The organism is Pseudoalteromonas sp. SS15 (assembly GCF_049257195.1).
Lineage (GTDB): Bacteria > Pseudomonadota > Gammaproteobacteria > Enterobacterales > Alteromonadaceae > Pseudoalteromonas.
On record NZ_JBMMUD010000001.1, the window covers coordinates 945594 to 954739 of the forward strand.

Sequence of the window (9146 nt, forward strand, 5' to 3'; positions counted from 1 at the left end):
TTGTTTTTCATTAAAACCAAGTTTATAAAAACATATAAAAAACAACAAATCAACACAGCATTAACAAAAATACCCAAAGCAAAAACACCGAACTATCTTAGAAATTCAAGCCCGCTTAAGAACTAGACGTTTGACCTTGTTCTATGTTCCTCGGCTCGCAATTCACAGCAACTTAGTGTAAAACTTACAAAGCGCTCATCAATTCATTTGATAAAAAATCAGGGATATTCCGTGGCATTACCCAATAAATTAAAAACGCTTCTTGATTCAGCTAGCAAGCTCGACGATTTTAAAGATTGCTCCGCTTTTTTCTATAAATGGCTCGGCAATGAATTCTCAAAGCAACCGGTAAAACACCTCATTCGCGCCCGTGCCGAATTTGTCGATTTACTTCTGCAAAAACTTTATGTCATTACAAGCTTAAATAAACATGATGATATCGCGCTAATCGCGGTTGGCGGATATGGTCGAGGCGAGCTGCACCCTTATTCGGATATCGACTTTTTATTACTGGTTCGTTCTGAGCCCAATGAAGAGTTAAAAGAGTCGCTCGGTCAATTTGTCACTCATTTATGGGATCTAGGTTTAGAGATAGGCCACAGTGTTCGTACACATGAACAAGTATTAGAACAAAAAAAACAAGACGTACACTTCACCACCAGCTTACTTGAGTGCCGCTTAATCAGCGGTAATGAGTTAGAGTTTGAACGCCTCAAAAGCCACATTATTGAAACACCTATCTGGCGATCTGAAGAATTCTTTATCGCCAAAGTAGATGAGCAAAAAGTTCGTCGTAAAAAATGTCATGGTACGGCGTACAACCTCGAACCGAATGTGAAAGAAAACCCGGGTGGTCTGCGCGATCTGCAAACCATATTTTGGGTGGCAAAAAAACATTTCCACGCAGAAACACTTAGAGAACTCATCAGCCATGGTTATCTAACCCATGAAGAATATCAAGAGCTGCTCGAATGTATTGAAAACCTCTGGAATATTCGTTTTGCCCTACACCTCGCTGCGGGCAGAAACGAAAACCGCTTATTATTCGACTACCAACCTCATGCAGCAGAATTATTAGGTTTTGGCTCTGAGGGTAAAGCGTCTGTTGAGCGCATGATGAAGCGCTTATTTAGGATCATGAGCCGTGTGCGCGAAATGAACCAAATGCTGCTATCTTATTTCGAGCAAAGTATCTTGGTTGACCAAGTTAAGCATCAGCCTCAACCGCTCGATAAAAACTTTGAGCGTGTGGGTAATCGTATTCAAGTCACCGATCCTTCTGTATTCTTTAAGCGTGAACATATTTTTGTGTTGTTTGAGCATATTGCTGATAACCCTGAAATCACTGATATTGAACCCAACACATTAAGAACCATGCGCCAAGTCCGCCGCCGTCTTCTCGGTGATTTACAAGATTACGCAGGGTGTAGAGATGCCTTCTTACGCTTAATCAAGCACCCGAACGGTATGGGCAGAGCCTTCACATTGATGCACAAGCACGGCATTATTGCCGCCTACTTACCGCAATGGCGTAATATATTTGGGCAAATGCAGTTCGATCTATTCCACGCTTACACAGTAGATGAACATACCCATAAGTTAATTAATAACATCTACAAATATTTCGACAAGAATAAGCAAAAAGATTTCCCTATTTGCTCTGAAATTGTCACCCGCATGGACAAACCTGAGCTACTTTACCTTGCTGGTATTTTCCATGATATTGCCAAAGGCCGCGGTGGCGACCACTCAGAGCTAGGCGCAGTTGATGCCAGTACCTTTTGTAAAGTGCATGGTTTTAGTAATTCAGAGGCGCGTTTAGTGGCTTGGCTGGTTGAAAACCATTTATTAATGTCGGTTACTGCACAACGTAAAGACATTAATGACCCCAATGTCATCGCTGAATTTGCTTCACATGTAAAAAATGAGCGTCAACTCGATTACTTATATTGTTTAACCGTTGCCGATATTCGTGCCACCAATGACAACCTTTGGAATGATTGGAAAAATACCCTACTACGTGAACTGTATTTGCATACACAACGCGCTTTGAGAGCGGGTCTTGAAAACCCAATGGACATGCGTGACCAAATTCGCGATAAAAAGCAGCAAGCCAAACAGCGCCTCATTGAGCTCGGTTTTGAAGAGAGCCAGATTGACTTTATTTGGTCTCGTTTTAAGGCTAACTATTTTACTGGATTCAGCGAGCAGCAAATTTCATGGCAATCTGAGCACTTACTCAAAGTGAAAGACTTAAATGACTTTAGCGTGATTGTCGGCGAGAAACCGCTCCATGGGGGCACACAAGTCTTTGTTTATAGCCCTTATGAAGCGAGTTTATTTGCCAAACTCGTTAGTGTTATCGGCTCTAAAAAAGCACAAATTCAACACGCACAGGTCATGACGACTAAAGATGGCTTTGTGGTCTTTAACTTCGTAATACTCGAACAAGACGGCGATCCGGTTTCAGTAAATCGTGCTCGTTCAATTCGTAAAGGCATTGAGTCATTACTTCAAGATCCGAAGAAGAAGATCAGAGTGAAGAAAAACCGCTCTCATCGCTTTAAAGACTTTAATATCAAACCAAAAGTGATTGTGCGTCCACATGCACGTGAAAACCGCAATCTCATCGAAATTCAAGCCATCGATATTCCGGGGCTTTTAACTAAAATAGCCGAAGTATTTCAGGCTAATTCACTGCATATTCATGCCGCACGTATTACAACGGTCGGCGAGCGTGCAGAAGACTTTTTCGTCATTTCAAATAAAGATTATCAAGCCCTCGATGAAGAGCATAAAGTAACACTTCAACGAGACTTAATGAAAAAATTAAACGCAGAAACAAATTAGAGGAAACTATGTCAGATTTAAAAACCATCATCGAACAAGCATGGGAGCAACGTGATGGCATTACTCCTACACAAGTGAGCGACGAAGTTAAAGATGCAATCATTCAATCTCTTTCATTGCTAGATTCTGGTGCTGCGCGAGTTGCAGAAAAGATCAGCGGTGAATGGGTTGTGCATCAGTGGCTTAAAAAAGCGGTACTGCTGTCTTTCCGTATTCGTGATAACCAACCAATGAACGATGGCGTAAACCAGTTTTATGACAAGGTGCCACTTAAATTTTCTGACTACACGCCAGAGCAATTCCAACAAGGCGGAATGCGCGTTGTACCAAACGCTGTAGCACGTCAGGGCAGCTTTGTAGGTAAGAACGTGGTACTTATGCCTTCTTACGTGAACATTGGTGCTTATGTTGATGAAGGCACTATGGTTGATACATGGGCTACAGTTGGTTCATGTGCACAGATTGGTAAAAACGTGCACCTGTCTGGTGGTGTGGGCATTGGTGGTGTATTAGAGCCATTACAAGCTAACCCAACCATCATCGAAGATAACTGTTTTATCGGTGCACGCTCTGAAATCGTTGAAGGCGTCATTGTTGAAGAAGGCGCGGTTATCTCAATGGGCGTATACATTTCTCAAAGTACGCGTATTTACGACCGTGAAACAGGCGAAATCCACTATGGTCGCGTACCAGCAGGTGCGGTCGTTGTACCAGGTTCACTACCAAGCAAAGATGGCTCACACAGCCTTTACGCAGCAATTATTGTGAAGAAAGTTGACCAGCAAACTCGTGAAAAAGTAGGTATCAACGCCCTACTTCGCTCTGTCGATGAGTAGTCAATAAAGAATTTAAAAGGCCGCAATCATTGACGATTTGCGGCCTTTTTTATGCTTAATGTTCGCAACTTAAACCTTGAAGATCATACTGCTTAAACTGTCTTTGGTTATCTGCTGTAAAGCTGATGGTGAGTTGCTCTAACGGCTCATAACTTTCAATGGCTAATGCTGTACCAAGCCAAGGTTCTTTTACGACCGATAACAACTCGTAAAACCCAAGTCCTCTATCGCACATAATGTTAATATCGTGGAATGCCGTGAGTAACTTACCTGGTGCTTGGCTTTGAATACTGATATTGGCTTGTTCAATGTAATTATCGGCCTTGGTACCATTAAACACATAATAAACCGATGTGATACTCAGCATGATGACTTGAACAGAGGCAACGAACATTAATGGCAATACTGCCAGTTTCACCTTGTTGCTCACCTCATTGTGTTTCACAAAGTAAATCAGCAGCCAACAACCGGCAATAACCATGGCTAACTTCAGCGGCACCAAAAACACGCTGAAATAGTACATGAGCTTTTCACTGCCCCACTTTAAGCCAAATGCGTTATCAAACCAGCTGCTTTCAATTGCTGGCAGCACAATTAAAATACTGCTGAGTAGAAATACCCATTTAAATTGTTGTAACTTCGACATATTAAAGGGTTTTCTGCCACTCTGTTAACCAGGCTTCAACCACTTCCCATGGTTCAAAATACTCACACGCATCCACATCTAGACGCGGTGAAGTCTGCTTTGCATTTAATTCTTGTAATAAAACATCGACTTGCTTGCCCGCGCCACAATAGGTGTCACCGTAGCTTGAGTCACCCAGAGAAATAACCCCCGCCTTTTTGCCTGTTAACATCGGCGACTGATTTCGTAACTGCATAATCAATGGCTCAATGTTATCAGGCAGGTCACCTGAGCCTGTGGTCGAGGTAATAAACAAAGCCACTTCAGCGGCCTTTACATCGTCGATGCTTGCGCTTTCAAATAAACTCACTTGATGAGACGGTGACAAAGCAGTTTGCACCTGCTCTGCTAAATTCTGTGCATTGCCATACACACTGCCTACAAAAATTGAAATTGATGCCATTATTGATAATCCTGTTCGCTGCTGGGCCACCCCAACTGCGCACAGATATTTAGCATCTCTTCGCCTAGGTTAGCCCGAATGGTAATTTCTTGTTTTGTATAAGGATGAACAAACTTTAACCGAGTTGCAAATAACATTAAGCGCTGCAAACCAAAGTGCTCATAAAAAAAGTGATTATGCTTGTTATCACCATGGTTCACATCACCCAAAATAGGATGTGCTAAATGCTTTAAATGACGGCGAATTTGATGTTTTCGGCCGGTTTTAGGAAAACACTCCACCAGCGAATAACGAATGCTCGGAAACTTACCAAAAGGAATAGGCAAACTTGCCTGATGCAAACAGTTAAATTCTGTTTGCGCTTCTTGCGGCGCTTTATCTTGATCGGCAAATTTGTCGGCGATTTTATCTAAGTGCTCTTTTAAAGGCCTGTCTAGATAAACATGCTCTGGCGCAAAGCCTCGCACCAGTGCCAGATAACGTTTTTCTATTTTGCCCTCAATGAATACTTGGTTCATATCTCTGGCTGCTTCTGAGCTCAGTGCAAACAACAAAATACCACTGGTAGGACGGTCTAATCGATGCACCGGAAATACGTGCTGACCTAGCTGATCACGCAACATTTGCATGGCAAATTGGGTTTCGCGTTTATCTAAAAATGAACGATGCACCAATAAGCCCGAAGGCTTATTAATCGCCACATAGTTTTCGTCTTGATAGACAATCTCAAGCATGATCTTTCTCTTTTAATTCTGTTGTAAGCTTTCGTCTAACTTGGTCAGTAGACTTAAAATCTGCGGATATTGTGGGTGAGTGGCAAAGCTCATTTCAGCCATGGGCGCAATCGACATATTGGCAGGTAGTGCCATGCCTTGCTCTATCATCAAGGTCATTTTAGGAATAAACACAAACTGCAACCACTGCTCAAATGTCATCACATCACAACAAAATGGCGCGGTAGAATTTAGCTTTTCAGCCTCAATGCTTTCACTTTGCCAAAGCTTGGCGATGCGTAATACCGCTTCGAGCTCTTTCAATAAGGTATAAACTGCTTGGTATTGGGCGTGACTCATCAAACCGACTCTTTGTAGACTATTTAAAACCCGCGAATTATAGCCCAGCTAACTTCTTTACAGTAGCTTTACGGCTTCGCTTATCAAGTGCTGAGAAAATACGTATAATTCGGCTAATTTAAAATTTGCATGAGCGAACTATGACTGCGCATATTTCTACTTTAGGTGATCTTCTAAACACAGCTGGCACACAGTGGCGTGTTTACGATATGGGTCGAAAAATCACTAAAATTGATAAAGCCCTCTTCAATCAACTTGAAAACGGTCAGGTACCTTACCCTTACCCGCTTGCTGGTCATGCCCTAATAGCCATTCAATTTTGGGATAACCAAGCCACTGCTGATCCGTATGTGTGGTTTTTAAAAATGCCTCTTGATGAACAAAGTAAGTTAGTACTTGCAAGCCGTGACCACTTCGCAAATATGGTACTTGAAGCATTAGGCACTGAGCTAACGGGCGAGCAAGCTGATGGCAAGCTAGACAACAACCCGTATGTATTTACGCCTAATGCCAATAAACTTGCCGCGTTCAATGCACTATTAAAAACTGAATTAAAGCGCCCTGCATCTCAGTATTATGAATTTACCGAGCAATTTTTTGCTGGCAATTTAACAGACGATGCGTGGCAAAGTATTGCGGTACAAGGATTAGCTGATTTTGCCTTTAGACTCGACCACGGTCAGAACAGCGCAAACCTCGCTAAAACTTGGACAACCTTACCGCAAGAAGTTCAGCAACCTTTAAGTGCCATGCTTGAACATGTTGAAATTAATACACAACTTGCGGAACTATTCTTTGCGCAATGCGAACAAGCCATCGCAGATAATAATTTAAACCTATTAATTAATAACATGCGTGCGCTCTCAGGTAGCAAAGCACAAGGGTTAAAATCTCAGTTAGTCGAGCAAGTGCTAGCAAGCGAGTTAGGTAGCCAACCAGACGTGTTACTGACCTTAGCTGGCCGTTATTGGTTATGCTTTGAAAAACCAGAAGCCCTATTCAAACTACTTGATGCGGCTGCTAATAATGAGCAAATGCCTGAGTTATTCCCAAGTATTTTTGCGGACTTAGTTGCAATTCCGTCACTTCGCCCACACGTACTAGGTATTCTTCGAGCAGAAAATCGCAGCGACACACTATCTCGTGCGATAGGTAGGTTATTCTCTTAATGGCAACTCTCTGGCTTTTTATTGTTATCGGCAGCGTTATCGGCTTTTTTTGGTATAGCCGTAAAATCGCAGAGGCCGCAAACGAACATGCAAAAAGGCAAGCAAAGCAGTTGCAAGTACAGTTGCTCAGTGTCGCCTGTAAAAAAGTGCTACCCGGCATTTTAAAAAGTGGTCGTTTGGGAATAAAAAGTCAGTTTTTGTTTGAATTTAGCTCTGATGGCGAGAGCTTATATCAAGGTTATTTATATCTTGAAAATGAAAAGCTAGTGCAAGCAGATATTCCACCGCATCGCTTGGGCTAAAAAAGACAGGTTCCAGAAAAAACTAAGGCGCAACATAAGTCGCGCCTAAAGTTGACAACATCCATGAGAGCTTCCAAAGCCTATATCCTGTTTTATCATCCGCTGAATGGTCGTCTTCCATCGACAACCAAAAATCCATTTAAAATCCTATACACGTCCTGTGTTCCTACTATCCTAAATCCACTTCGCAAACCCTGTGCGCTCCTAGTACACCCTGTACTCCATCCTAATCCTAGGTGTTGTCCTAACACCTTTAACCATCCTGGTTTCCGCTTCACCCATCTTTGGGCTGTCCTCACACTCCTGTGTGTATCCTATTCCTAAGTGCAACTCCGTTACACCTCATCCTGAGTATCCTGTTGAGCTTCTTGCCCTAGCACCTATCCATAACCTTGTGCTTATTCCGTTTTTCCTATTCCTTTGCCTTCCTGACATGATTAAGTTTACGGTAATTTGCCGATTGCTAAAGCGACTTACAGCAATTTATTTAATGTCATATTATTTTAAAAATAAGATATTTGTTATTTTTCATAAACTTAAAAATAAATCACAGTCAAAGCGAATTGTTTAAAACACCAAAGCCCACAACCATGTGGGAAATATCTCACAGCTAATTTTCCGATCTGTCAGGTTCGGAGATTGCTGATTTAGTTACGACAGTTAAAATTGCTTATTTCACCTTGCGCAAAAGTAACCTTGCTTCGCAACGTATATTTTGCACATTGCAGCCCTATGCACAAAACCAACAGGCAACACCTTTTCCCTTTTATCACACCCTGAAAAGAATTAATTGATGAGTAATGCGCTCGCATGGATGCGAGCCAAGCCATGCTTGTACATGGATGTACCTTCATGGCGTGTACGTTCAACGATATTTTTAACAAAAGATAAAATTGCTCACTTCACCTTGCGCAAAAATAACCTTGCTTCGCAACGTGTATTTTGCACATTGCAGCCCTATGCACAAAACCAACAGGCAGCACCCCTTCCCCTTCTATCGAGCCTGAAAATAAGCAATTGATGAGTAATGTCAGCGCATGGATGCGCTGCAAGGCTGATTTAGTCCATGGATGGACTATTCAGCCGTTTACGTTCACATCAATTGCGTATTTGAAAAAACAGCGAGATAGAGGGGCGCCGTGGGGTGACGAGTGACCGAAACGAAGTTTCGCAGCGCGAGGAAGTGGAGGCATGGATGCCGACAGGCAGAAGCTTCATGGATGAATTTCTGCACGTTATTAAATTGAAATGCTTGACGCCCTTTGGTTGCTGTCGCCAACGCGACAAAAGGTTAAATTGAAGGCCTGCATCAGAAAACGACATTAAAAGCGCGATATAAAATCGCACCTACAACAGTACCTGCATTCAATTTAGGTCGAGGCTTTAGACCGACAAAACACAGAGCCAAAACTCAAAATGTCGCCATAAATGACGACCTTGTATCTCTCCTTGATGAGTGTTTAGCTAGCACTTATCAATTCTGGAAGTCAGAGAGCTCGAGCACGACCTGAGCACTCAGATGCTGTTTTGTAGATTGAGCCCTGACTTCCTAACCTCCATTAAACTGAATGGTATCCTAGCGCCCCAAATTCGGGTGACGCTGTATGTACAAGGGGAGTAGATAGAGATGAAAGCATTTATTGGAATTGATATAGGAAAAGATAAGCTAGATGTCAGCTGGCTTCGTGATATAGCAAAGAATAAAAAGAAAACTAAGGTCTTACAAAATAACCCAAATGGCTTCCGAGAGTTAGTTAAGTGGTTGCTAAAAAATACAAACTTAAATGCTCAGGATATTGTTATTACGACAGAGCCTACAGGTGTTTAC

8 protein-coding genes and 1 pseudogene are annotated in these 9146 nt (G+C 42.3%); 5 read left to right on the forward strand and 4 right to left on the reverse strand.

Annotation, left to right across the window (positions count from 1 at the left end; genetic code table 11):
* Positions 1 to 231: 231 nt before the first annotated feature.
* The gene (gene glnD, locus AAEU28_RS04175; protein WP_421963079.1) at positions 232 to 2850 is read left to right on the forward strand and encodes a [protein-PII] uridylyltransferase; all 2619 of its coding nucleotides are present in this window, start codon (positions 232 to 234) and stop codon (positions 2848 to 2850) included.
* Between the two features lie 8 nt (positions 2851 to 2858).
* Positions 2859 to 3686: a 2,3,4,5-tetrahydropyridine-2,6-dicarboxylate N-succinyltransferase gene (dapD, locus tag AAEU28_RS04180; protein ID WP_138481242.1), complete on the forward strand. Its 828-nt coding sequence runs from the start codon at positions 2859 to 2861 to the stop codon at positions 3684 to 3686.
* A 55-nt stretch (positions 3687 to 3741) separates the two neighbouring features.
* Here the strand turns inward: dapD and AAEU28_RS04185 are convergent, their stop codons facing one another.
* The 4 genes from AAEU28_RS04185 to AAEU28_RS04200 are packed head-to-tail and all read right to left on the reverse strand — an operon-like array spanning position 3742 to position 5847.
* A complete protein-coding gene (locus tag AAEU28_RS04185) occupies positions 3742 to 4332 on the reverse strand; it encodes a hypothetical protein (protein WP_421963080.1) in 591 nt (196 codons plus the stop codon).
* A gap of 1 nt (position 4333) precedes the next feature.
* The gene (locus AAEU28_RS04190) at positions 4334 to 4774 is read right to left on the reverse strand and encodes a flavodoxin (protein WP_421963081.1); all 441 of its coding nucleotides are present in this window, start codon (positions 4772 to 4774) and stop codon (positions 4334 to 4336) included.
* Positions 4774 to 5508: a tRNA pseudouridine(65) synthase TruC gene (gene truC / locus AAEU28_RS04195; protein WP_138562599.1), complete on the reverse strand. Its 735-nt coding sequence runs from the start codon at positions 5506 to 5508 to the stop codon at positions 4774 to 4776. The genes AAEU28_RS04190 and truC overlap by 1 nt, the downstream gene beginning before the upstream one ends.
* Positions 5509 to 5520: 12 nt before the next feature.
* Positions 5521 to 5847, reverse strand: a complete 327-nt coding sequence (locus AAEU28_RS04200) for a YqcC family protein (RefSeq protein WP_404393954.1) — start codon at positions 5845 to 5847, stop codon at positions 5521 to 5523.
* 140 nt (positions 5848 to 5987) lie between these two features.
* On the opposite strand from AAEU28_RS04200, the gene AAEU28_RS04205 reads away from it, so the two are divergent.
* The 3 genes and pseudogenes from AAEU28_RS04205 to AAEU28_RS04215 form a co-directional block, all read left to right on the forward strand.
* Positions 5988 to 7016 carry a DUF3549 family protein gene (locus AAEU28_RS04205; RefSeq protein ID WP_421963082.1) on the forward strand — a complete coding sequence of 343 codons (1029 nt, stop codon included), beginning with the start codon at positions 5988 to 5990 and terminating at the stop codon, positions 7014 to 7016.
* On the forward strand, positions 7016 to 7318 hold the full coding sequence (locus AAEU28_RS04210) for a DUF3301 domain-containing protein (RefSeq protein WP_421963083.1): 303 nt from the start codon (positions 7016 to 7018) through the stop codon (positions 7316 to 7318). Before AAEU28_RS04205 ends, AAEU28_RS04210 begins: the two co-directional genes overlap by 1 nt.
* A gap of 1627 nt (positions 7319 to 8945) precedes the next feature.
* A pseudogene (locus AAEU28_RS04215) lies at positions 8946 to 9146 on the forward strand (IS110 family transposase); the annotation flags it as partial.